At 71.5% G+C, this 21,696-nt stretch carries 20 protein-coding genes and 1 riboswitch; of the genes, 12 read left to right on the top strand and 8 right to left on the bottom strand.

What is annotated here, in order from left to right; genetic code table 11:
* Positions 1 to 370: 370 nt before the first annotated feature.
* From AC2DGY_RS15285 to AC2DGY_RS15250, 8 genes are all read left to right on the top strand, one after another.
* The gene (locus AC2DGY_RS15285) at positions 371 to 1,885 is read left to right on the top strand and encodes a fumarylacetoacetate hydrolase family protein (RefSeq protein WP_484510607.1); all 1,515 of its coding nucleotides are present in this window, start codon (positions 371 to 373) and stop codon (positions 1,883 to 1,885) included.
* Complete coding sequence (locus AC2DGY_RS15280; protein ID WP_484510606.1) at positions 1,882 to 2,604, top strand: GntR family transcriptional regulator; 723 nt, start codon at positions 1,882 to 1,884, stop codon at positions 2,602 to 2,604. The genes AC2DGY_RS15285 and AC2DGY_RS15280 overlap by 4 nt, the downstream gene beginning before the upstream one ends.
* 13 nt (positions 2,605 to 2,617) lie before the next feature.
* Positions 2,618 to 4,147 carry a 5-carboxymethyl-2-hydroxymuconate semialdehyde dehydrogenase gene (gene hpaE / locus AC2DGY_RS15275; RefSeq protein WP_484510605.1) on the top strand — a complete coding sequence of 510 codons (1,530 nt, stop codon included), beginning with the start codon at positions 2,618 to 2,620 and terminating at the stop codon, positions 4,145 to 4,147.
* Positions 4,148 to 4,173: 26 nt separating this feature from the next.
* On the top strand, positions 4,174 to 5,340 hold the full coding sequence (gene hpaD / locus AC2DGY_RS15270) for a 3,4-dihydroxyphenylacetate 2,3-dioxygenase (protein ID WP_484510604.1): 1,167 nt from the start codon (positions 4,174 to 4,176) through the stop codon (positions 5,338 to 5,340).
* Positions 5,341 to 5,460: 120 nt separating this feature from the next.
* Complete coding sequence (locus AC2DGY_RS15265; protein ID WP_484510603.1) at positions 5,461 to 6,246, top strand: fumarylacetoacetate hydrolase family protein; 786 nt, start codon at positions 5,461 to 5,463, stop codon at positions 6,244 to 6,246.
* Positions 6,231 to 7,034, top strand: coding sequence for an HpcH/HpaI aldolase family protein (locus AC2DGY_RS15260; RefSeq protein ID WP_484510602.1), 804 nt, complete (start codon positions 6,231 to 6,233; stop codon positions 7,032 to 7,034). The genes AC2DGY_RS15265 and AC2DGY_RS15260 overlap by 16 nt, the downstream gene beginning before the upstream one ends.
* Positions 7,035 to 7,096: 62 nt before the next feature.
* Positions 7,097 to 7,894: a transglutaminase-like domain-containing protein gene (locus AC2DGY_RS15255; protein ID WP_484510601.1), complete on the top strand. Its 798-nt coding sequence runs from the start codon at positions 7,097 to 7,099 to the stop codon at positions 7,892 to 7,894.
* Positions 7,895 to 7,932: 38 nt separating this feature from the next.
* Positions 7,933 to 8,517 carry a hypothetical protein gene (locus tag AC2DGY_RS15250; RefSeq protein ID WP_484510600.1) on the top strand — a complete coding sequence of 195 codons (585 nt, stop codon included), beginning with the start codon at positions 7,933 to 7,935 and terminating at the stop codon, positions 8,515 to 8,517.
* A gap of 102 nt (positions 8,518 to 8,619) precedes the next feature.
* Here AC2DGY_RS15250 and AC2DGY_RS15245 read toward each other — a convergent pair whose 3' ends face one another.
* Entirely contained in the window at positions 8,620 to 9,501 is an 882-nt protein-coding gene (locus AC2DGY_RS15245) for a bifunctional methylenetetrahydrofolate dehydrogenase/methenyltetrahydrofolate cyclohydrolase (RefSeq protein ID WP_484510599.1), read from the bottom strand.
* A 142-nt stretch (positions 9,502 to 9,643) separates the two neighbouring features.
* The gene (glyA, locus tag AC2DGY_RS15240; RefSeq protein ID WP_484510598.1) at positions 9,644 to 10,918 is read right to left on the bottom strand and encodes a serine hydroxymethyltransferase; all 1,275 of its coding nucleotides are present in this window, start codon (positions 10,916 to 10,918) and stop codon (positions 9,644 to 9,646) included.
* A 73-nt stretch (positions 10,919 to 10,991) separates the two neighbouring features.
* Positions 10,992 to 11,077, bottom strand: a riboswitch (ZMP/ZTP riboswitch).
* 49 nt (positions 11,078 to 11,126) lie between these two features.
* Here glyA and AC2DGY_RS15235 point away from each other — a divergent pair.
* From AC2DGY_RS15235 to AC2DGY_RS15220, 4 genes are read left to right on the top strand one after another with little or no spacing between them, the layout of a single operon-like run.
* The gene (locus AC2DGY_RS15235; protein WP_484510597.1) at positions 11,127 to 12,623 is read left to right on the top strand and encodes a family 20 glycosylhydrolase; all 1,497 of its coding nucleotides are present in this window, start codon (positions 11,127 to 11,129) and stop codon (positions 12,621 to 12,623) included.
* Positions 12,620 to 13,771 (top strand): N-acetylglucosamine-6-phosphate deacetylase, encoded by a 1,152-nt coding sequence (gene nagA / locus AC2DGY_RS15230; protein WP_484510596.1) that lies wholly within the window; start codon positions 12,620 to 12,622, stop codon positions 13,769 to 13,771. The genes AC2DGY_RS15235 and nagA overlap by 4 nt, the downstream gene beginning before the upstream one ends.
* Positions 13,772 to 13,796: 25 nt before the next feature.
* A complete protein-coding gene (locus tag AC2DGY_RS15225; protein WP_484510595.1) occupies positions 13,797 to 14,183 on the top strand; it encodes a YrdB family protein in 387 nt (128 codons plus the stop codon).
* The gene (locus AC2DGY_RS15220) at positions 14,180 to 15,544 is read left to right on the top strand and encodes an FAD-binding oxidoreductase (RefSeq protein WP_484510594.1); all 1,365 of its coding nucleotides are present in this window, start codon (positions 14,180 to 14,182) and stop codon (positions 15,542 to 15,544) included. Before AC2DGY_RS15225 ends, AC2DGY_RS15220 begins: the two co-directional genes overlap by 4 nt.
* 16 nt (positions 15,545 to 15,560) lie before the next feature.
* On the opposite strand, the gene nagB is transcribed toward AC2DGY_RS15220, so the two are convergent.
* The 6 genes from nagB to AC2DGY_RS15190 form a co-directional block, all read right to left on the bottom strand.
* Positions 15,561 to 16,340, bottom strand: coding sequence for a glucosamine-6-phosphate deaminase (nagB, locus tag AC2DGY_RS15215; RefSeq protein WP_484510593.1), 780 nt, complete (start codon positions 16,338 to 16,340; stop codon positions 15,561 to 15,563).
* Complete coding sequence (locus AC2DGY_RS15210; RefSeq protein WP_484510623.1) at positions 16,333 to 17,253, bottom strand: ROK family protein; 921 nt, start codon at positions 17,251 to 17,253, stop codon at positions 16,333 to 16,335. Before AC2DGY_RS15210 ends, nagB begins: the two co-directional genes overlap by 8 nt.
* Before the next feature lie 35 nt (positions 17,254 to 17,288).
* On the bottom strand, positions 17,289 to 18,140 hold the full coding sequence (locus AC2DGY_RS15205) for a carbohydrate ABC transporter permease (protein ID WP_484510592.1): 852 nt from the start codon (positions 18,138 to 18,140) through the stop codon (positions 17,289 to 17,291).
* Positions 18,137 to 19,129 (bottom strand): carbohydrate ABC transporter permease, encoded by a 993-nt coding sequence (locus AC2DGY_RS15200; protein WP_484510591.1) that lies wholly within the window; start codon positions 19,127 to 19,129, stop codon positions 18,137 to 18,139. The genes AC2DGY_RS15205 and AC2DGY_RS15200 overlap by 4 nt, the downstream gene beginning before the upstream one ends.
* A gap of 72 nt (positions 19,130 to 19,201) precedes the next feature.
* The gene (locus AC2DGY_RS15195) at positions 19,202 to 20,440 is read right to left on the bottom strand and encodes an extracellular solute-binding protein (protein ID WP_484510590.1); all 1,239 of its coding nucleotides are present in this window, start codon (positions 20,438 to 20,440) and stop codon (positions 19,202 to 19,204) included.
* Between the two features lie 64 nt (positions 20,441 to 20,504).
* On the bottom strand, positions 20,505 to 21,659 hold the full coding sequence (locus AC2DGY_RS15190; RefSeq protein ID WP_484510589.1) for an ROK family transcriptional regulator: 1,155 nt from the start codon (positions 21,657 to 21,659) through the stop codon (positions 20,505 to 20,507).
* Between the last annotated feature and the right edge of the window lie 37 nt (positions 21,660 to 21,696).

The raw sequence follows: 21,696 nt of genomic DNA, 5'->3' as shown, positions 1-21,696 counted from the left end.
CCCCCCCCCCCCCCCCCCCCCCCCCCCCCCCCCCCCCCCCCCCCCCCCCCCCCCCCCCCCCCCCCCCCCCCCCCCACACCCCCCCCCCCCCCCCCCCCCCCCCCCCCCCCCCCCCCCTTCCCCCCGTCGACTCGCCAGGAAACGTCGGGTTTTCGCGCGAAAGACAACGTCTTCTGGCGAGTCGACCGCTGGGGATCAGGCCTTGGAGAGGCCATATCGCGCCGCCTGCGGCCGTCGGTGAAACCGAGTCCGGCGGTGAGGATCACGAGCCCGAGGGTCAGCGTCTCTGGCGAATGCGTTCCGCGGGGGTTGCCTGCCGGTGGCAGATAATATACGATTTCGAATACGACGCAAGGGCGAAGGAGCTCGGATGACCCCGACGGACAGCGCGGACCCCCGTTTCGCGGCGCTGCGCGCCCGCCCCGGCAAGATCGTCGCGGTGCACCTGGCCTACGCCTCCCGCGCCGACCAGCGCGGCAGGCGGCCCGCCCATCCCTCGTACTTCCTCAAGCCGTCCAGCTCCCTCGCTCCCACCGGCGCCAGCGTCGAGCGGCCGCATGGCACCGAGCTGCTCGCCTTCGAGGGCGAGATCGCCCTGATCATCGGCCCGCCCGCGCGCCGCGTGGGCGTGGACGAGGCGTGGGCTCATGTGGAGGCCATCACCGCCGCGAACGATTTCGGCCTCTACGACCTCCGCGCCAACGACAAGGGCTCCAACGTCCGCTCCAAGGGCGGCGACGGCTACACGCCCCTGGGTCCGGCCCTCATCGACGCCCGCTCGGTCGACCCGGCCGCGATCCGCTTGCGCACCTGGATCAACGGTGAGCTCAGGCAGGACGACACGACAGCCGGGCTCATCTTCTCCCTCCCCCAGATGGTCGCCGACCTGTCCCAGCACTTCACGCTGGAGACGGGGGATGTCATCCTCACCGGCACCCCGGCAGGCTCCAGCGTCGTCGTTCCCGGAGATCGTGTGGAAGTCCAGGTCGACGCGGGCGACGCCTCGACAGGTCGCCTCGTGACCATCGTCGTGCAGGGCGCGCACGCGTTCGACGCCTCCGTCGGCTCGCTTCCCGCGGTCGACGACACGCAGCGCGCGGAGGCCTGGGGGTCGCGCGAGGCGGCCGGTCTCCCGCTCGACGACGCTCCCCCGGCCGGTGAGCCGGAGAGCGACGCGGCCGGGCCCCCGCGCCTGTCCGCCGAGCTCCGCGACAAGCTCATGCGCGTCCCGGTGGCGGGCTTGTCCGCGCAGCTGCGCAAGCGCGGGCTCAACAACGTCACGATCGACGGTGTCCGCCCGATGCATCCCGGAACCAAGGTCGTGGGGCTCGCCCGCACCCTCCGGTTCGTCCCGAACCGCGAAGACCTATTCGCCTCCCATGGCGGCGGCTACAACGCGCAGAAGCGGGCGTTCGACGCGGTCGGCGAAGGCGAGGTGATCGTCATCGACGCACGAGGCGAAACGGGCTCCGGCACCCTCGGCGACATCCTGGCCCTCCGCGCCCACGCCCGCGGCGCGGCCGGCATCGTCACCGACGGAGGCGTCCGCGATTACGACGCCGTGGCCGAGATCGGCCTTCCCGTGTTCTCGAGCGGCGCCCACCCCGCGGTCCTCGGCCGCAGGCACGTGCCGTGGGAGCACGACGTCGCCGTGGGATGCGGCGGAACCACGGTCGAGCCCGGCGACGTCATCGTCGGCGACAGCGACGGCGTGATCGTGATCCCGCCCGCCCTGGCCGAAGAGATCGCCGATGCTGCCCTGGCCCAGGAGGACGAGGACGCCTGGATCGCCGCGCAGGTGAAGGCGGGGCATCCGGTGGACGGACTCTTCCCGATGAACGCGCAGTGGCGCGCACGATACGAGGACGAGCGGACCGACTCGTGACCCTTCGACAGGCTCAGGAACCGCGACAGGCTCACGAAGCGACCGACACGTCCCGCAGCAAGTCGCAGCAGGCCTACTCCTGGATCAAGGACCGGATCTCCGGCCAGCAGTTCACCGCCGGCTACCGGCTCGTGCTCGGCTCCATCGCGTCCGAGCTGGGAATGAGCGTCGTGCCCGTGCGGGAGGCGATCCGCCAGCTCGAAGCCGAAGGCCTCGTGACGTTCGAGCGCAACGTCGGCGCACGCGTGTCCCTGGTCGACGACGCGCAATACCGATTCAGCATGCAGGCCCTCAGCATCCTCGAGGGCGCTGCCACGGCGCTGTCGGCACGGGCGCTCACCGTCGACGACGTGCGACGCGCCCGCGCGATCAACGAGCGGATGATCGAGACGCTCGACGACTTCGACCCACGGGCGTTCACCTCGCTGAATCAGGAGTTCCACGCGACGCTGTTCGAGCGCTGCGCGAACCCGCGCATGCTCGCACTCGTGCGTGCGGAGTGGGGGCGCCTCGGTCACCTGCGCGAGTCCACCTTCACCTTCGTGCCCGGCCGCGCCGCCGAATCCGTGCGGGAGCACGAGCACATCCTCGGCCTCATCGAGACCGGGGCGCCGCTCGCCGACATCGAGCACGCGTCCCGCCGGCACCGTTCGGCCACCCTCGACGCCTATCTGACCCACGAGCATCCCGGCGAGGCCCTCGGCCTCCCGGCGTTCTGAACAGGAGCACACCATGACCGACGTCCAGGCCACCTCGCGCCACATCCCCGCCGATCTGCCCACGCGCATCCAGCACTACATCGACGGACAGTTCGTGGACTCCGTCGACGGCGACACCTTCGATGTGCTCGACCCCGTGACCAACGAGACCTACCTGCAGGCGGCCGCCGGCAAGAAGGCCGACACCGACAGGGCCGTCGCCTCCGCCCGCCGCGCGTTCACCGACGGACCGTGGCCGCGGATGCTGCCGCGCGAGCGGTCGCGCATCCTCCACAGGATCGCCGACCTCGTCGAATCCCGCGACGCGCGCCTGGCGGAATTGGAGAGCTTCGACTCGGGCCTGCCGATCACGCAGGCCCTCGGTCAGGCGCGCCGCGCCGCGGAGAACTTCCGGTTCTTCGCCGACCTGATCGTGGCGCAGACCGATGACGCGTTCAAGGTGCCCGGGCGCCAGATGAACTACGTCAACCGCAAGCCCATCGGCGTCGCCGGGCTCATCACGCCGTGGAACACCCCGTTCATGCTCGAGTCGTGGAAGCTCGGCCCCGCCCTGGCCACCGGCAACACGGTGGTGCTGAAGCCCGCCGAGTTCACGCCGCTGTCGGCGTCGCTGTGGGCGGGCATCTTCGAGGAGGCGGGTGTCCCGCAGGGTGTGTTCAACCTCGTCAACGGTCTCGGCGAAGACGCCGGCGACGCGCTCGTGAAGCACCCCGATGTGCCGCTGATCTCCTTCACGGGCGAGAGTCGCACCGGGCAGATCATCTTCGGCAACGCGGCCCCCTTCCTCAAGGGCCTGTCGATGGAGCTGGGCGGCAAGTCGCCCGCGATCGTCTTCGCCGACGCCGACCTGGAGGCCGCGATCGACGCGACCATCTTCGGAGTGTTCTCCCTCAACGGCGAGCGCTGCACCGCGGGCAGCCGCATCCTCGTCGAGCGTCCGGTCTACGACGAGTTCGTCGAGCGCTACGCCGCGCAGGCCAAGCGCGTGATCGTCGGCGACCCGCAGGACCCGGCGACGGAGGTCGGCGCGCTCGTGCACCCCGAGCACTACGACAAGGTCATGAGCTACATCGAGATCGGCAAGACGGAGGGCCGCCTCGTCGCCGGCGGCGGACGCCCCGACGGCTTCGACACCGGCAACTACGTCGCTCCCACGGTGTTCGCCGATGTCGCCCCCGACACCCGCATCTTCCAGGAGGAGATCTTCGGACCGGTCGTGGCGATCACGCCCTTCGACACCGACGAAGAGGCGCTCGCCCTGGCCAACGGCGTGCGGTACGGCCTGGCCGCGTACGTGTGGACGAACGATCTGAAGCGATCGCACAACTTCGCGCAGGCGATCGACGCCGGCATGGTGTGGCTCAACTCGAACAACGTCCGCGACCTCCGCACCCCGTTCGGCGGCGTGAAGGCGTCCGGTCTGGGTCATGAGGGCGGCTACCGCTCGATCGACTTCTACACCGACCAGCAGGCGGTGCACATCACCCTGGGCGCGGTCCACAACCCCACCTTCGGCAAGTCCGACGCCGCCGCATCCCACTGACCCGCCATCCACGCAAGGACGCTGACATGAGCAACCGCGACGACATGACCCTCACCTCCTCCGGCTTCTACGTCTCCCAGGAGGCGCCCATCGTCACGGGCGATCCCGTCCCGACGCCGTCGGCGCCGGCACCCGACATCCTCCGCTGCGCGTACATGGAGCTCGTCGTCACCGATCTCGCGCGCTCCCGCGCGTTCTACGTCGACGTCCTCGATCTGGTCGTCACCGAGGAGGACGACAACACGGTCTACCTCCGCAGCATGGAGGAGTTCATCCACCACAACCTCGTGCTGCGGAAGGGGCCGGTCGCCGCCGTCGCCGCCTTCTCCTATCGCGTGCGCACTCCCGAAGACCTCGACAAGGCCGTCGACTTCTACACCGAGCTCGGCTGCCGCGTGGAGCGTCGTGCGGAGGGCTTCACGAAGGGCATCGGCGACTCGGTGCGCGTGGAGGACCCGCTGGGCTTCCCGTACGAGTTCTTCCACGACGTCGAGCACGTCGAGCGCCTCGCGTGGCGGTACGACCTCTACACCCCGGGCGCTCTCGTGCGCCTGGACCACTTCAACCAGGTGACCCCCGACGTGCCGCGCGCGGTGGCGTTCATGCAGGACCTCGGCTTCCGCGTGACGGAGGACATCCAGGACGAATCCGGCACCGTCTACGCTGCGTGGATGCGCCGGAAGCCCACGGTGCACGACACCGCCATGACCGGCGGCGACGGCCCGCGGATGCACCACGTCGCGTTCGCCACGCACGAGAAGCACAACATCCTCGCCATCTGCGACAAACTCGGGGCGCTCCGCCGCTCCGATGCGATCGAGCGGGGCCCCGGCAGGCACGGCGTCTCCAACGCGTTCTACCTGTACCTGCGCGACCCCGACGGGCACCGCGTGGAGATCTACACGCAGGACTACTACACCGGCGACCCCGACAACCCCGTCGTGACGTGGGACGTGCATGACAACCAGCGCCGGGACTGGTGGGGCAACCCGGTCGTCCCCACCTGGTACACCGAGGCATCTCTCGTGCTCGACCTGGACGGCAATCCGAAGCCGGTCGTCGCGCGCACCGACGCCTCGGAGATGGCGGTGACCATCGGCGCCGACGGCTTCTCGTACACCCGCCGCGACGAGGGCGCCGAATCCATGCCCGAGTACAAGCAGGGCGAATACAAGCTCGGCCACCAGCTGTAACCCCCCGCCCCCGCCCACTGCTGCATGTCTCACTTTCCGCACAACATGTCTCACCATCTGCCGGTTCAGAGGCTGTCTTCTGCGGAAAGTGAGACACGATAGGCCGAGGAGGCCATACGGATGCTGCCATCAGAGACCATCGACGCGATCGCGGCGGAGCTGGCCGAGGCCGACCGCACCCACGGCGTGATCCCGCGCATCACCGCGCGGTACCCCGACGCCACGGTGGAGGACGCGTACGCGATTCAGCGGGTGTGGCGTGACGCCAAGATCGCGAGCGGCCACCGCCTGGTCGGACGCAAGATCGGCCTGACCTCCAAGGTCATGCAGGCCGCGACCGGCATCAGCGAACCCGACTACGGCGTCATGTTCGACGACACCGTGTGGGACAACGGCGCCGTGATCCCGCACGCCGAATTCTCCAACGTCCGCATCGAGGTCGAGCTGGCGTTCGTGCTGGCCGAGCCGCTCGAGGGTCCCGGCTGCACCCTGTTCGACGTGCTGCGGGCCACCGAGTACGTCGTGCCCGCGCTCGAGGTGCTCAATTCGCACATCGAACTCGAGGGCCGCACCATCGTCGACACGATCTCGGACAACGCCGCCTACGGCGCTCTCGTGCTCGGCGGCAACCCGACACCGCCGGATGCGGTCGACCTGAGGTGGATCTCGGCGCTGCTGTACCGCAACGAGACGATCGAGGAATCGGGCGTCGCCGCCGCCGTGCTCAACCACCCCGGCACCGGCGTCGCATGGCTGGCGAACAAGCTCGCCCAGCACGGCGACCGGCTCGAAGCGGGGGAGATCATCCTCGCCGGCTCGTTCACGCGCCCCATGTGGGTTCACCCGGGCGACACCGTGCTGGCCGACTACGGACCGATGGGGACGATCGCATGCCGCTTCATCTGACCGGGACGTTCCGCGACGCCCTCGCCGCCGCATCCCGCCCCCTCGCGGGAATGTGGGTGTGCTCGGGCAGCCCCCTGGCCGCCGAGATCTGCGCCGGCGCGGGCTTGGACTGGCTGCTCATCGACATGGAGCACTCCCCCAACGGCCTCCAGAGCGTGCTCGCGCAGCTGCAGGCAGTGGCCGCGTACCCGTCCACGCCCGTCGTGCGGGTGCCGATCGGCGACGTCGTGACGCTCAAGCAGGTGCTCGACCTCGGCGCACAGAACGTCCTCGTGCCCATGGTGTCCTCCGCCGACCAGGCGCGGGAGCTCGTCTCAGCGGTGCGTTACCCCCCGCGCGGCGTCCGCGGCGTGGGGTCGGCGCTGGCGCGATCCGCCCGCTGGAACCGGATCGACGGCTACCTCGAGGGCGCCGACGGGCACGTATCGCTGTTCGTGCAGGTCGAGACCGTCGAGGGCGTGGAAGCCGCGGGCGACATCGCCGCCGTGGACGGCATCGACGGGGTGTTCGTCGGACCCAGCGACCTCGCCGCATCCCTGGGGCTCCTCGGGCAGCAGACCCATCCCGAGGTCGTCGCGGCGGTGCAACGCGCTTTCGAGGCCGTGCGCGCCGCCGGGAAGCCGGTGGGCGTCAACGCGTTCGATCCCACCGCCGCGCAGGCGTACCTGGACGCGGGTGCGGCGTTCGTGCTCGTGGGCGCCGACGTCGCGCTCCTCGCCCGCGGCTCGGAGGCGCTCGCCCAGCGCTGGGTGCCGGCCGGAGACGACGCCGGGCGCGCCAGCTACTGAGCGGGTGGAGATCGGGGCCCCGCCCGGCCCCGGCCGCGCAGCGGATGTGACACGCTGGCATCATGCAGCGGGATGTGGCCAGCACCATCGTTCTGACCGTCACCGAATCGGCCGATCTCGTGTTCGCGATCGCGGTGTCGGCGGTGTACCCGTCGGTATCCGAGCGGCTCGTCGCGTCGCTCGACGGCGCAGAGGTCGAGGTCGAAGAGCTTCCCGATGCGCACGGCACGCGGCTGCACCGCATCCGCTGCGCCCCCGGACGCCTCGAGGTGTCCTACACGGCACGGGTGGACCAGCCGGCGGATGACCTGCCCACGTCGCCCACCGACCTCCTCGTCTACACCCGCCCGAGCCGGTACGCCGAGTCCGACGCCCTCGGACCCACCGCGTGGGCGGAGTTCTCCCGCATCCGCGACACGGGCGATCTGCTCGCGGCGGTGTCGTCGTGGGTGGGAACCGAACTGGCCTACGTCTCCGGGTCGAGTCAGGTCACCGACGGCGCGGTGCAGACACTCCTCAACCGGCGCGGAGTGTGCCGCGACTACGCGCACCTGTGCGTCGCGCTGCTGCGGGCGCGCAACATCCCCGCACGGATGGTGTCGGTCTACGCCCCCGGCTTGGCGCCGATGGACTTCCACGCCGTGGCCGAGGCGTGGGTGGACGGTGCGTGGCGAGCGGTGGATGCGACGACCCTCGCGCCCCGCGCGTCACTCGTGCGCATCGCCACCGGACGGGATGCCGCCGACACGGCCTTCCTCACGGTCGCCGCAGGGCGCGCGACGCTGGAGAGCATGACGGTGACGGCGGTCGTCGACCGCCTGCCCGATGACGACGTGACCGAACTCGTGCAGCTGGCCTGAGGGGTCACGCCGCGGGCATCCTGTGTCACGCTTGACATATGAGGGCCTGGATCATCCGCTTCGTGTCGTTGTACATCTTCGATGTCATCGTGCTGCTGCTCATCGGCGCGCTGGTGCCGGGCGTCCGCGTGGGGTGGTCGGCGCTGTGGGCCGGCGTCGTGCTGGCCGCGGCCACGATCTGGCTGAAGCCCCTGATCCACCGGATCTTCCGGTCGGTGGCCGCGCGATCGGCCGCGCGGCGCTCGTGGATCGCGGAGAAGCTCGTGCAGTACCTGGTGGTGCTGGCCGTGGCGGCGACGATCTGGGTGATGCTCGTGCTGTTCACGGGCGTGAACGTGCGCGGCTTCGTCTTCGGATGGTTCGTGCCGCCGATGTTCCTCCTTATCGCGTGGGCGATCTACGACCTCGTCGACGACCGGATCGAAGCCCGCACGGGGGCGCTGTACGACCGCGCCGTCGGCGGACGCCGCTCACGTGCTTCCGCCGACGGTTCGGCAGCGCCCATCCCGTCCTCCGGAGGCTCGGCGGCCTCGACGCCCGGCCGGCCCTCCGCATCCTCACCCCGCCCGCGTGCCGATGACGGCCTCACCGACGAGCAGCGCCGCATGCTCGACGGGCTCTGACGCCCGGCCCTCGCGAGAGTTCACGCTGCCGTCCAGACCGTGACATTCTGCGGCGGTCTCGTGGGCAGCGTGCAGTCTCACGGTTCCCGGATGGCGCGGGCGTCAGGATGCGGCGCGCTCGGCGGCCTCGACGACGTTGGTCATGAGCAGCGCCACGGTCATCGGGCCCACCCCGCCCGGGTTGGGCGAGAGCCACCCGGCGACCTCGGCGACGTCGGGGGCGACGTCGCCGTAGACGCGGCTCTTGCCCGTCTCCGGGTCGGTCTCGCGCGTGACGCCGACGTCGAGGACGGCCGCGCCCGGCTTGACGTCCGCGGCCCGGACGATGTGCTTGACGCCGGCCGCGGCCACGATGACATCGGCCTGGCGGAGGTGGTGCGACAGGTCGGTGGTGCCGGTGTGGGTGAGGGTCACCGTCGCGTTGATCTCGCGGCGGGTGAGGAGGAGCCCGATCGAGCGGCCGATCGTGACCCCGCGCCCGACGACGACGACGTCCTTGCCGGCGAGGTCGTAGCCGTTGCGCTGCAGCAGCTCGATGACGCCGCGGGGCGTGCACGGCAGCGGCGTCGTGATGGGCGCGTTGACGTTCAGCACGAGGCGGCCGAGGTTCGTCGGATGCAGTCCGTCGGCGTCCTTCGCGGGGTCGATGCGCTCGAGGATCGCGTCGGTGTCGAGGTGCGTGGGCAGCGGGAGCTGCACGATGTACCCGTGGCACGCCGGGTCGGCGTTGAGGGCGTCGATCGCCGCCTCCACGTCGGCCTGCGTCGACTCGGCGGGGAGCTCGACCTGGATCGAATTCATGCCGATCGCCTCGGAGTCGCGGTGCTTCATCCCGACGTACAGCTGCGAGGCGGGGTCCGCCCCCACGAGCACCGTCGCGATGCCCGGGGTGATGCCGCGTTCCTTCAGCGCCAGGACGCGCTCGGCGAGCTCCGCCTTGATCTCCGCTGCCGCGGCCTTCCCATCGAGCCTGATCGCGGTCATCCGTGTCTCCTCTGTGTCCTTCTCCCCGGTCCTTCTCCCCGCGAGAATCCAGCTACCCGGCGAGAATCCGGCAGTGCGCGGGATGTTCGCCGCACACATCGATTCTCGCGGATCGGGGGGACGCCCGCGGGGGCCGGGGGGGTTACTGGTGCAGGCCGGGGTAGAGGGGGAAGGCGGCCGTCAGGGCCGCCACGCGCGTGCGCAGCGCCTCGACATCGGCGCCGGGCAGGAGCGCCAGCGCGATGACGTCGGCCACCTCGGTGAACTCCGCGTCGCCGAACCCGCGGGTCGCCAGCGCCGGCGTGCCGATGCGCAGACCCGAGGTCACCATCGGCGGGCGCGGGTCGTTCGGCACCGCGTTTCTGTTGACCGTGATGTGGATCTCGTGGAGAAGATCCTCGGCCTGCTTGCCGTCGATCGCTGCGTCGCGGAGGTCGACGAGCACGAGGTGCACATCCGTTCCGCCCGAGCGCACCGAGATGCCGGCAGCGGCGACGTCCGCCTGCGTCAGGCGCTCGGCGATGATCGCGGCTCCGCGGCTGGTGCGCTCCTGCCGCTCACGGAACTCCGGGGTCGCCGCCAGCTTGAACGCGGTCGCCTTGGCGGCGATGACGTGCATGAGCGGACCGCCCTGCTGACCGGGGAAGACGGCGGTGTTGAGCTTCTTCGCGAGGTCGGGGTCGTTGGTGAGGATGAAGCCCGACCGGGGTCCGCCGATGGTCTTGTGCACGGTGGATGACACGACGTGCGCGTGCGGCACGGGGTTCGGGTGCAGCCCCGCGGCGACGAGGCCGGCGAAGTGGGCCATGTCGACCCACAGGAGCGCGCCGACCTCGTCGGCGATCTCGCGGAACCGCGCGAAGTCGAGCTGACGGGGGTAGGCCGACCAGCCGGCGATGATGACCTTCGGCTTGTGCTCGACCGCGAGGCGGTGCACCTCGTCCATGTCGATGATGGATGTGTCGGGGTCGACCCCGTACGCCACGATGTTGTAGAGGCGGCCGGAGAAGTTGATCTTCATGCCGTGCGTGAGGTGCCCGCCCTGGTCGAGCGACAGACCGAGGAGCGTGTCACCGGGGCGCGCGATGGCGTGCAGCACCGCGGCGTTCGCCGTCGCGCCGGAGTGCGGCTGGACGTTGGCGAACTCGGCGCCGAAGAGCGCCTTGGCGCGCGCGATCGCCAGCTCTTCGGCCACGTCCACCTCTTCGCAGCCGCCGTAGTAGCGGCGCCCGGGGTAGCCCTCGGCGTACTTGTTGGTCAGCACCGAGCCCTGCGACTGCAGCACCGAGACGGGAACGAAGTTCTCCGACGCGATCATCTCGAGGTATCCGCGCTGGCGGTCGAGCTCGCGCTCGAGCACCTGGGCGATCTCGGGGTCGACCTCGGAGAGCGGGGCGTTGAAGGACGGGTCGGACACGGTGGTCTCCTCGGACGTCGGCAGAATATCTGCGGTTGCTGGGTCGACCCGCGACGCGGGCTGACGGAACACCTACATCGGCCCAGGCGTGCGGTCGAATGCCGTCGTACGGTCGCTCCCCGGTGGTGGCCCACCTCAACGCCAGTCGCGACAGTGTCAGCCTAGCGCGTCGCCGATAAAGTGGGGCAACGCCATTCGAAGGAGCGCCGTGCCGACACCGCCCCTGGTGCCCTATCCGCTGTCGCTGCGCGAAAGCCCCCGGGCGGAGCCGTTTCCGCTGGCCGGCGCCACGGTGGCCGGCGAGACCGACGCAGTCGCGGAGGTGACCCGGCTCGTCAGCGCCCGCACGGGAATCGACCTCGCGGCAGCGCCCGACGGCGTCATCCGGCTCGTCATCGCGCCCGGCGGCGCGGCGGAGTCGTACCGCATCGCCGTGGATGCGGCATCCGTCGCCGTCACGGCAGCCGACGCTGCGGGCCTGTTCTACGGCGTGCAGACCCTCGCGCAGCTGGTGCGCCGCGACGAGGCGGGGTGGGTGATCCGGGCGGCCGAGATCGAGGATGCTCCGCGGTTCGGCTACCGGGGAATGATGCTCGACGTGGCCCGCCACTTCTTCGGCGTCGACGACGTCGTGGCGCTGATCGACCGTGTCGCGTCGCTGAAGTGCAACCACCTCCATCTCCACCTCACCGACGACCAGGGCTGGCGGCTCCAGTTGCGCTCGCGCCCCGAGCTGACCGCGCGGGCCTCCAGCGGCGGCGTGGGCGGAGACGGCGGCGGCTTCTACACGCGCGCCGACTACGCCCGGATCGTGGCGTACGCGGCGTCCCGCCACATCACGGTCGTTCCCGAGGTCGACATCCCCGGGCACACGCACGCGGTGGGGCTGGCGTATCCCGAGATCGCCGCCGAGCCCGTGATCACCGACGCCGTCCGCGCGACCGCGGCGGAGTTCGGCGGCGGGCTCCCCGAAGCCGGCCGCGCCTACACCGGCATGGCGGTCGGGTTCTCGTCGCTGCGAATCGACGACGAGCGCACGTACGAGTTCCTCGCCGACGTCTTCGGCGAGCTCGCGGCGCTGACGCCCGGCCCCTACCTGCACCTCGGCGGCGACGAGGCCCTCGGCACCCGCGCGGATGAGTACGCCGCCATCGTCTCGCGCGCGGTGGGCATCGTCGCCGCCACGGGCAAGATCCCCATCGTGTGGCACGAGGCCGCCGCGGTCGCCGACCTGCCGTCCGACCTCGTCGCGCAGTACTGGGGGTTCGTGCGTGCCGAGGGCGGCCTCTCCCCCATCGGACGCGCGGAGTCGGTCATCCTCTCCCCCGCAGACGCGGTGTACCTCGACATGAAGCCGGAGGCGGACTTCCCGCTCGGCCTGGCCTGGGCGAACGGCCCCACGAGCGTCGAGCGGGCCTACGCGTGGGAGCCCGACGGTCTGCTGCCCGGCGTGGATGCCGAAGACATCCTGGGCGTCGAGGCGCCGCTGTGGACCGAAACGGTGCGCACGCTCGCCGACATCGACGCGCTCGTCTTCCCGCGCCTGGCCGCCGCCGCCGAGATCGCGTGGTCCCCCGCCCCGGCCGCCTCCTCGGAGCGGACGTGGGCCTCGTTCCGCGATCGGGTGGCGGGGCTCGCGCCGCTGTGGACGGCCGCGGGCATCGGCTTCACCCGGTCGCCGGAGATCCCGTGGCGCGCGGCATGAGTGTCGTCGTGCATTCGGCCCGGCTCGTGGACGACGGCGCGGCGACGGATGCGGCGTGGGTGCGCTTCGCCGACGGCCGGGTCGCCGCCTCCGGTGTCGGCGACACCTGGCGCGACCTGCCCGCCGGCGATGAGGTCGTGGATGCCCGCGCGGTCGCCGGTGTCGGCGCCATCCTCTCCCCCGGCTTCGTGGACATCCATGGTCACGGCGGTGGCGGATACGCGTTCGACGACGGCGGCGACGCGATCCGCGCGGCCCGCACCCTGCACCGGCGACACGGCACCACGAGCGCCGTGGCGTCCCTCGTCAGCGCACCACTGGGCGAGCTCGCCCGCCGTGCCGCGGTGGTGGCGGAGGTCACCCGCACCGACGCCGACGTCCTCGGCTCCCACCTCGAGGGGCCGTTCCTCGACCCGGCGCATCGCGGCGCGCACGACCCGGCCGCGCTCGCCTCCCCCGTGGCGGTGGACGCCCTGCTGGCCGCCGGCGCGGGCACCATCCGGCAGATGACGCTCGCCCCCGAGCTGCCGGGTGCCTTCGAGGCGATCCGCGTGCTCACCGACTCCGGCGCCGTCGCCGCGGTCGGGCACACCGGGGCGGACGCGACGCTCGCGGCAGCGGCGTTCGACGCGGGCGCCCGCCTCCTCACCCATGCCTTCAACGGCATGCCGGGGTTGCATCACCGATCCCCCGGGCCCGTCGGGGCGGCGGTGTCGGATGCCCGCGTGACCCTCGAGGTGATCGCCGACGGGGTGCACGTGCACCCCGACATGGTGCGGATCGCGTTCGCGGCCGCTCCGGGGCGCATCGCGCTGGTCACCGACGCGATGGCGGCCACCGGGGCCGGGGACGGGCGGTACGCCCTGGGCGGCCTCGACGTCGTGGTCACCGGCGGGGTGGCACGGCTCGTGGACGGCGGCTCGATCGCGGGGTCGACACTCACGCAAGACGTCGCGGTGCGGGTGGCGGTGGCCGCGGGAGTCGACGCGGCCGAGGCCCTCCGCGCGGTCACCGCGACGCCGGCGCGGGCGATCGGCGTGGACGGCGACGTGGGGCATCTGCGCCCGGGCAACCGCGCCGACGCCGTGCTCCTGGACGCCGGGCTGATCGTGCGGCAGGTCTGGTCCGGCGGCGCGCCTGTGCTCTGAGCGGCCCCGCCGTAGAATGGCAGCCATGACCGACACCCCTCGCGTGCGCGCCGAGACCCCGCCAGAACCCGGCACGCGCCCCGCCCTGTCGGTCGTCGACGTCGTGTCCGTCCTCTGCGGCGTTCTCGCGTTCGGCACGCTCGCACTGTGGGGCTTCACCGCGTGGGCGTTCCCGTGGAACCTCGTCTTCGGCATCGGCGCTCCCGTCCTCGCCCTCCTCGTGTGGGCCCTGTTCGTCTCCCCGCGCGCCGTGCTGGCCGTGCACCCCTTCGTGCGCGCCGTCGTGGAACTGCTGGTCTATCTGTCGGCGACGATCGCCTGGTGGAGCATGGGTCAGCCCTGGATCGGGCTCGGCTTCGGCGTGGTGGCCGTGGCCTTCGGCCTCGTCGTCGGCCTGCGGCGTCTCGGGTGACCGCCGACGTCGTCGCACGCCTCGTCGCCGCCCTCGGCGAGCGCGTCGACATCTCCGACGAAGCCCGAACCGCCGCGCGCGCGGACAAGTCCGGCCACGCCGCCGCAGGGATGCCGCTGGCCGTCGTGCACGCCGCCTCGGTCGCCGACGTGCAGGCCGTGATGCGGATCGCGACCGAGACGGGCACACCGGTCGTCCCCCGCGGCGCGGGAACGGGCCTCGCCGGCGCCGCCAACACCGGTACCGGCGAGATCTCGCTGTCGCTGCGCCGGATGGACCGCATCCTCGAGGTGCGCCGCGACGACCTCCTCGCCGTCGTGGAACCGGGCATCCTCAACGCCGACCTCAACGCAGTGCTGGCCGAGCAGGGCCTGTGGTGGGCACCCGACCCCGCCAGCCGCGCGATCTCGACGGTCGGCGGCAACATCGCCACCGGCGCGGGCGGCCTCCTGTGCGCCAAGTACGGCGTCGTGCGCGACGCGGTCCTCGGCGTCGACCTCGTGCTGGCCGACGGACGCCTCCTTCGCCTCGGACACCGCAGCGTCAAGGGGGTCACCGGGCTCGACCTCACCTCCCTCGTGATCGGCTCCGAGGGGGTCCTCGGCATCGTGGTGGCGGCGACGCTGAAACTCCGGCGTCTCGTGCCGGGCGAGGTGCGGACGCTGTCGGCCACCTTCCCCGACGTGCGCGCCGCCGCCGTCGCATCCGCCGCCGTCACCGCCTCGGGCGTGCAGCCGGCGATCATGGAACTGATGGATGCGGCGACCCTCGCCCGCACCCACGCCTACCTGGGTCTGCCGGCCCCGGCCGCCGGCGCCGCCCAGCTGCTCATCCAGACCGACGGACCCGCCGCGACGGTCGAGGCCGACGCGATCGCCGCCGTGCTCGCTGCCGCCGGAGGCGCCGTCGTCATCGCTGCCGACACCGCCCGGGCCGAGGAGCTGCTGCTCGTCCGCCGTTCGATGCATCCCGCGTGGGAGCAGGCCGGCACGACGCTCATCGAGGACGTCTCGGTGCCGCGCAGCGCCCTCCCGGCGATGTTCGACGCGATCGCTGACATCGAGCGCCGTCACGGCGTCGCGATCCCCACCGTCGCGCACGCCGGCGACGGCAACCTGCATCCGAACTTCGTCTTTCCCGGACCGGACGTTCCCGAGGCGATCTGGGAGGCCGCCGGCGAACTCTTCCAGGCCGCACTGGCCCTGGGCGGCACGCTCACCGGAGAGCACGGAGTCGGCGTGCTCAAGCGTCGGTGGCTGGTGGACGAGCTGGGCGAGGATCAGTGGCAGCTGCAGCGGCAGATCGCGCGCGTGTTCGACCCCGCCGGCATCCTGAACCCCGGCAAGGTCTTCGCGCCCTGACCCCGCGCTCGGGTGGCTAGAGTCCCTGCCACTCGGGCTTGCGGGCGAACGTGTCGCGGTAATAGTCGGCGAAGCGCAGCGCCGCCGCGGCATCCTCGTCGACGACGACCGTGACATGCGGATGCAGTTGCACCGCCGACGCCGGAAGCGAGGCGGTCAGCGGCCCCTCGAGGGCCGCGGCGACCGCCTCGGCCTTGCCCGTGCCGAACGCGAGGAGCACGAGATGGCGCGCCTGCAGGATCGTGCCGAGGCCCTGCGTGATGCAGTGCTGCGGCACGTCGTCGACCGAGTCGAAGAACCGGGCGTTGTCGAGGCGGGTCTGCCGCGTCAGCGTCTTCACGCGGGTGCGGGAGGCGAACGATGACCCCGGCTCGTTGAAGCCGATGTGGCCGTCCGTGCCGATGCCCAGGATCTGCAGGTCGACGCCGCCGGCCTCGGAGATCGCGCGCTCGTAGTCCTCCCCGGCGTGCTCGATGCCGTCCAGAGAGCCGTCCGGCACGTGCACCCGGCGCGGGTCGAGCCCGAGCGGTTCCACGACCTCCCGCTGGATGACGGATCGGTAGCTCTCCGGATGCTGCGGATCCAGGCCCACGTACTCGTCGAGGGCGAACCCGCGCACGTGCGACACGTCCACCCCGGCGAATCGCTCCCGGAGCGCCTGGTAGACCGGAAGCGGGGTGGAGCCGGTGGCAAGTCCCAGCACGGCATCGGGGCGCCCACGCACGAGACGCGCGATCTCGTCGGCGACGAGCGTTCCGGCCTCGGCACGGTCGGACACGATCACGACTTCAGCCACGACTGAGCACCTCCTCCGGTGCGGCTCCGATGAGCGCGGCACCCAGCGCGGCGGCGGGCGAGCCCGCCGGCAACAGTTCGACCCGGTGCTCCAACCCTAGCGATTGCAGGAACGGGGACGCGGCCGCGCTGTCCGCCAGCGCTGCCCGCACGTCGGCCGTCAGGCGCGGCGCGAGCGCGGTGAGCCCGCCACCGAGGACGACGACGTCGGCGTCGGCGGTCAGCACCAGGATGCGGAGGGCTGCAGCAACCCCGCGCGCGAGATCGGCGCGCAGCATCCGCGCCTGCGGATCACCCGCGTCGGCCGCATCGAACACCGCGCGGACCGGCAGCGGAGCTGCCCGTCCCCACCGCTCGGCGACGGAGGCGCCCCCGGCGAGCGCCTCGATGCATCCGCGCTGCCCGCACCGGCACGGGGGGCCGGCGGGGTCGACGGAGATGTGGCCCACCTCCCCCGCCGTTCCGCGGGCGCCACGCCAGAGCTCCCCATCGACGACGAAGCCCGCGGCGATGCCGGTGCCGAGGTTGAGGTAGGCCATGGCCCCCTCCGCGCCGTGGAGCGCGTAGGCGCCGGCCGCGGCGGCCTTCACATCGTTCTCCACGCGGACGGGCACCCCGAGAGCGCGAGCGAGGGTCGCCGCCACATCGAGCCGCTCGATGCCGAGGTTCACGGCGTGCACGATGCGCGATCCGCCGCGCTCCACCTGCCCCGGCATGCCCACGCCGACCGACGTCACCCGCTGCCGCGCCATCGACGGCTGCGCGGCGAGGTCTTCCACGACTGCGAGGATGCCCCGCATCACGGCATCGGCGCCCCACCTCGTCGCGTGCCGCACCCGCGCGACGACGACACCCGCCGCGTCCAGCGCGACCGCGTCGGTCTTGGTTCCGCCCACGTCCAGTCCGACGCGGATGCCGGGCGACGCATCCGCGGACGGGAGCGCCCCCATCACCCCTTGACCGCCCCGGAGACGAGGCCGCTGGTCATGCGGTGCTGGACGATGAGGAAGAATCCGACGACCGGGAGGGCGACGAGGGTGGAGCCGGCCATGAGTTCTGCCCAGTTGATGCCGCCGTTGGGATCGAGGAACGTCCGCAGCCAGACGGGCAGTGTCATGGCCTCTGGGCGGGGGTTGAGCACCAGCGCGAACACGAACTCGTTCCATGCCTGGATGAACCCGAACACCCCGGTGGCGACCAGCCCGGGCGCCAGCAGCGGGAACGTGACGCGCCAGAACGCCTGCGCGCGGCTGAGGCCGTCGATCATCGCCGCCTCTTCGAGTTCGACCGGGATGCCCTGGACGAACCCGCGCAGAGTCCAGATGGTGAAGGGCAGAACGGTGGCGACGTAGACCGCCGTCAGCCCCACGACGGTGTTCAGCAGCTGCCATCCGTCCACGAGCCGGAAGATCGAGATGATCATCGCCTCGGCCGGGATCATCTGGACCACGAGGATCGTCACGAGGAACGCCCCGCGGGAGCGGAACCGGAACCGCGACACGGCGAGGGCTGCGAGGAACGCGAACACCAGCGCGACGAAGACGGTCAGCAGCGCCACGGCGAGGGAGTTGCCCAGGGCCGGCAGGAACGGGGCGCGGTCGGCGCGGAAGATGACCCCGGCGTAGTTCTCCAGCGTGGCGTTCTCGGGCCAGAAGTGCAGGTCGCTGCCACGCACCTGCGCGTTCGGCTGCAGCGAGGTGTTCACCATCCAGTAGACGGGGAAGGCGGAGAAGGCGAAGACGACGATGGCGGCGGCACCGGCCAGCAGCGACCCGGCGCGGTGACGCGTCCGCGCGGTCACAGCGTCTCCTCCTTCACGGTGCGGCGCACGTAGAACGCCGAGAGCGCCACCAGCAGCAGCACGACGAGCACGGAGATCGCCCCGCCGGCACCGAAGTCGCCCGATCCGAGTGAGACGCGGTAGATGTAGACGCCGAGGGTGTTGGTCTGCTCCGCGATGCCGCCGATCGACTGGAGGGAGTAGATCTGCGTGAAGACGCGGAGATCCCAGATCACCTGCAGGATCATCACGACCGTGAGGATCGGGCGCAGGTAGGGCACCACGACGAGGAAGAACCGCTTGGCCGCGCCCGCGCCATCCAGCTGGGCCGCCTCCATCACCTCCTCGGGCACCTGGGTGAGGCCGGCGTAGACGGTGAAGGCGACGAACGGCACCGCGCCCCACACGATGATCACCGTCGCCACGAGGAAGAAGCTCTCCGGTGCGAGCAGCCACGAGTGTTCGTCGAAGGGCAGGCCGAACCCGTTGCTCAAGATGTGGTTGAGCACCCCGTACTGCGTGTCGAAGATCCAGCCCCACACGATGGTCGCCGACAGCGGGGGCATCGCCCAGGCCAGGAGGAGCCCGATCGACACGAGCGTGCGGAGCACCGCGCCGAGCCGTCGCATGAGCAGGGCGATGAGGATGCCGAGGAGCATCGTCAGCACGACGCAGACGGCCGCGAAGGCCAGCGAGCGCGAGAGCACCTGCCAGAACTCCGGGTCGGTCAGCACGGCGACGTAGTTGCCGACGCCGATGAATTCCGGCGGCCGGCCGAACACCTGCGCTCGTCCGAACTCCTGGAACGACATCACCACGAGCTGCACGAGCGGCCAGGCCGACAGGAGGGCCAGGGCGACGAGTGCCGGCAGCAGCAGCGCGTACGGGGTGAACCCCCCGCGGCGTCTGCGCCCGCGCCCCGGCCGCCCCCGCGATGGTGCAGGCGCGACCAGCCGTTCTCCGTCCACGCCGCTCACGGCGGGCGCGAGATCGCTCCGCAGGGGTGTCATGGCATCTCCCGTGTGTCGGTCGCTCTCCTGCGCGAGAACGGAGAGCCGGCGGTTCCGCCGGCAGGAGGGGCGTCATCCGTTGAGGATGTCTTCGATCCTGGTGTCCACCTCGGCGGCGAGCACCGGCAGATCACCGCCCTGGGCGACCTGGACGAAGAAGTCCTCCAGCACCCGCGACGCCTCGACCTCCGCCCAGTTCGGCGAGGGCGGGGTCAGCTTCGCGTTCGCGGCGGCGGTGGTGAACGCCTCCGCCTCCGCGCTGTCGCCCAGCGTCGAGGCGAGGGACTGCTTGGCCGGGATGAGACCGTTCTCGCCGTAGATCGTCTGGAACTCGTCGCTGAGCATGATCTCCAGAGCGCTCATGGCGAGCTCGGGGTTCGCCGACCGCGCGGAGATGCCGATGTTCGACCCGCCCGCGAAGGCCTGCGCCACCCCGCCGTCCGCACCGGGCAGGGCGTAGACGAAGGGCGCCGCCGGCGGGTTGTCGGTCTCGCACTCGCTCGCCAGACCCAGCGCCCAGTTCGGCGCCGAGAACTGGATCGCGGCGCCCTCGCAGTAGGGCGTCCACGGCTCCGCGTTGTCGCCGTCCTCGGGGGCCACCGACGCGTTCATCATGAGGGCCTGCACCTGCTCGAGACCGGCGAGCGACTCCGGCGAGGAGAACTGCGCGTCCCACTCGTCGCCGTCCTGCACGGCGATCTCGCCGCCGTTCTCCCAGATGAACGGGAGGGCGTTGTACCAGTCCTGACCGGCGAAGTAGATGCCGGACGTGCCCGGGTTGGCCGCGGCCAGCTCCGTCGACTGCGCGACGTAGTCCGCCAGCGTCGCCGGAGCCGCCGACATGAACGCCGGGTCGGCGAAGACCACGCGCGCTCCGGAGTACAGCGGCGGGGCGTAGAACGCCCCCTCGTACGAGCCGGCCTCGACGAACCCGGGGAGCAGGTCGTCGCCACCGAGGTCGTCGTACATGTCGGTGATGTCCAGCAGCGCCCCCACCGAGGTGAACGCGGGGGCCTGCGTGTTGCCGAACTCGACGATGTCCGGGCTGTCGGAGCTGGACAGGCTGGTGGTCAGTTTGTCGACGAGACCGTCCCAGGTCTGCTCCTCGATCACGAGGGTGGCGTCGGGGTTCTCCTCTTCGAAGGTCTCGATGAGGTAGTCCCTGGCTTCTTCGGGCGTGTCCGTTCCGTTCAGCCATACGCGGATCTCGGCGCCGTCGCCGTCTCCGCCGGCACTGCCACCACCGGCGCAGCCGGCGAGTGCCACTGCCGACGCGCCGACGAGCGCGAGGGAAGCGAGCTTTCTGTTCATGGTGCCTTCCTTCATGGTTTCTGTGGGGCAGGGATCGAGCCGAAGCTCTCGGATGGCCGGATGTTCAGGACACCCCCAGACGTCCGGACAGGACCATGACGGCCGCACCGCGCAGGACGATGTCCCGCCCGTGCTCCGTCATCCGCACCCGGACGCCGTCGTGGAACTGGGCGAGCGTGCGGGCACGAAGGGTCTCGGCGGTGGAGTCCGCGAGGGCGCCGCCGAGGAGTTCGGGAGGACCGGAGAGGACGATCTCCGACAGGTCCAGCGCGCCCACGACGGGAGCCAGCGCGATGCCGAGCCTCTCCCCCGCATCGCGGAGCACGCCGTCGCGGTCCGCCGCCGATGCGCCCTCCAGGCGCGCCGACAGAGCCGGGACCGACAGCCACGCCTCGAGGCATCCGACCTTGCCGCACACGCAGCGCGGGCCGCCGTCGGTGCCGACGGTCACGTGCCCGATCTCGCCCGCGGCGAAGCGTCCGCCGCGCATCGGCCGTCCGCCGGCGAGGAGGCCCGACCCGACGCCGCGCCCGACTTTGACCAGCAGCACGTCGTCGCGCGAACCGCCGAAGGTGTACTCGGCGAGGACGGCGGCGTTGGCGTCGTTGGCCACGAGGACCGGCAGACCGAGTGCATCCGACAGCGCGGATTGCAGGTCCAGCCGTTCCCACCCGAAGGTCGGGGCGGTCAGCACGACCCCGGCATCGTCCACGACACCGGGCGAACCCACTCCGATACCCAGAACCGGGGCGTGCGAGTCGGCGACCAGGTCGCGGGCCAGGTCGGCCACGATGCCGACGACGTCGGCACCGGCGGGGGGAACGGGGACGGAGCGCCGCGCCACGATCTCCCCGTCCACGGTCAGCACCGCACCGAGGATCGCGTCGCTGCCGGACAGGTCGATGCCGACGATGCGGTGTCCGGCGCGGTCGACGTCGACGAGCATGGCGGGCTTGCCGGGGCGCGAGGACTCCCGCATCCCCTGCTCCGCGACGTAGCCCTCGGCGATCAAGGCGGCAACCAGGTCGGAGATCGTGACGCGCGTGAGCCCCGTCTCCCGTGCGAGGTCGGCCCGGCTCATCGCCCCGCGGGAGAAGAGCGTCTGCAGCACCAGCGACCGGTTGTGCGTGCGAGCCTGCTCGGGGAGCACCTTCCCGTTCGGGCGGAGCGCGCGGTTCACCCCGAAGGCGCGGGAGGCGGTCTGACGAGAACTGCTCACGTTTGTTAGTAGACCTTACGAACTAACCGAGCGCAAG

This window comes from Microbacterium sp. Z6_144 (genome assembly GCF_057197625.1).
Note: the sequence above shows the minus strand (reverse complement) of the source record. Positions and strands in the feature narration are given on the sequence as shown.